The 1,492-nt window shown below is 64.3% G+C and carries 2 protein-coding genes; both read left to right on the top strand.

Features of this window, described 5'->3' with window-relative positions; genetic code table 11:
* On the top strand, positions 1-682 hold a 682-nt coding region (gene guaB, locus AHiyo1_RS26035), incomplete at its 5' end, for an IMP dehydrogenase (RefSeq protein ID WP_253257114.1).
* 148 nt (positions 683-830) lie between these two features.
* A partial coding sequence (locus tag AHiyo1_RS01765) for an IMP dehydrogenase (protein WP_172465466.1) occupies positions 831-1,492 on the top strand: 662 nt, incomplete at its 3' end.

Below are 1,492 nucleotides of genomic sequence, written 5' to 3' on the forward strand. Positions count from 1 at the left end.
TGCCCACGTTGACATCATCGGCGGCCAGGCCGCCACTCGCGAAGGCGCCCAGGCACTGATCGACGCCGGTGCCGACGGCATCAAGGTGGGCGTGGGCCCGGGCTCCATTTGCACCACGCGCGTTGTTGCCGGTGTGGGCGTTCCCCAGATCACGGCTATCTACGAGTCCTCGAAGGCGGCCATCCCTGCCGGTGTTCCGCTGATCGCCGACGGCGGCCTGCAGTACTCGGGCGATATCGGCAAGGCCCTCGTGGCCGGTGCCGACACCGTCATGCTCGGCTCATTGCTGGCTGGTTGCGACGAGTCGCCGGGTGAGCTGATCTTCGTGAACGGCAAGCAGTTCAAGAGCTACCGCGGCATGGGTTCCCTGGGTGCCATGCAGTCCCGTGGCAAGAACACGTCCTACTCGAAGGACCGCTATTTCCAGGCGGACGTTTCCGGTGATGACAAGCTCATCCCGGAAGGCATCGAAGGTCGCGTCGCCTATCGCGGCCCGCTCTCCTCGGTGGCGTACCAGCTGGTCGGCGGCCTGCGCCAGACCATGTTCTACACGGGTGCCCCGACCATCGCCGAACTCAAGGCACGCGGTAAGTTTGTGCGCATCACTGCGGCCGGACTCAAGGAGTCCCACCCGCATGACATCCAGATGACCGTCGAGGCTCCGAACTACGGTTCCCGCTAGGCGTAAATTCCTATCCCAGGCAGTTCCAAGCGAGCCCGCCACCTCCACTATGGAGGCGGCGGGCTCGCTTATTTATCAGGCATTGCCTGTCGTCATGGTCTGCGTCACCCTGCCGGAACATCGCGCCGCACTGGGATAACCTAGAGCAGTGACTTACGAGATTGAGATTGGCCGTGGCAAGCGTGGGCGTCGTGCCTACTCCCTGGATGACATCGCGATCGTCCCCAACCGCCGGACGCGCGACCCCAAGGACGTTTCCGTCTCATGGCAGATTGATGCCTACAAGTTTGAGATGCCCGTGATCGCCGCACCCATGGACTCCGCGATGTCGCCTGAAACGGCCATCGCGCTTGGGCGGCTGGGCGGCCTGGGCGTTCTGGACCTCGAGGGCCTGTGGACGCGGTACGAAGATCCCCAGTCTGTGCTGGACGAGATCTCTGCCCTTGCGGATGAAACGGCCAGCCCGACGGTCACCCGGCGCATGCAGGAGCTCTACAAGGCCCCCATCCAGCCCGAACTGATCACCACCAGGCTCGCGGAAATCCGCGCATCGGGCGTGACGGTGGCCGGCTCGCTGACACCGCAGCGCACCCAGGAACACTACAAGACCGTGGTGGCCGCCGGCGTCGACATTTTTGTCATCCGGGGCACCACGGTCTCGGCCGAGCACGTCTCAAAGAACCATGAGCCCCTGAACCTCAAGCAGTTCATCTATGAGCTCGACGTCCCCGTGATCGTCGGCGGGGCTGCCGGCTACACCCCGGCTTTGCACCTCATGCGTACCGGAGCGGCCGGCGTCCTGGTGGGCTT

It is taken from the genome of Arthrobacter sp. Hiyo1, from assembly GCF_001263615.2.
Taxonomy (GTDB): Bacteria; Actinomycetota; Actinomycetes; order Actinomycetales; family Micrococcaceae; genus Arthrobacter.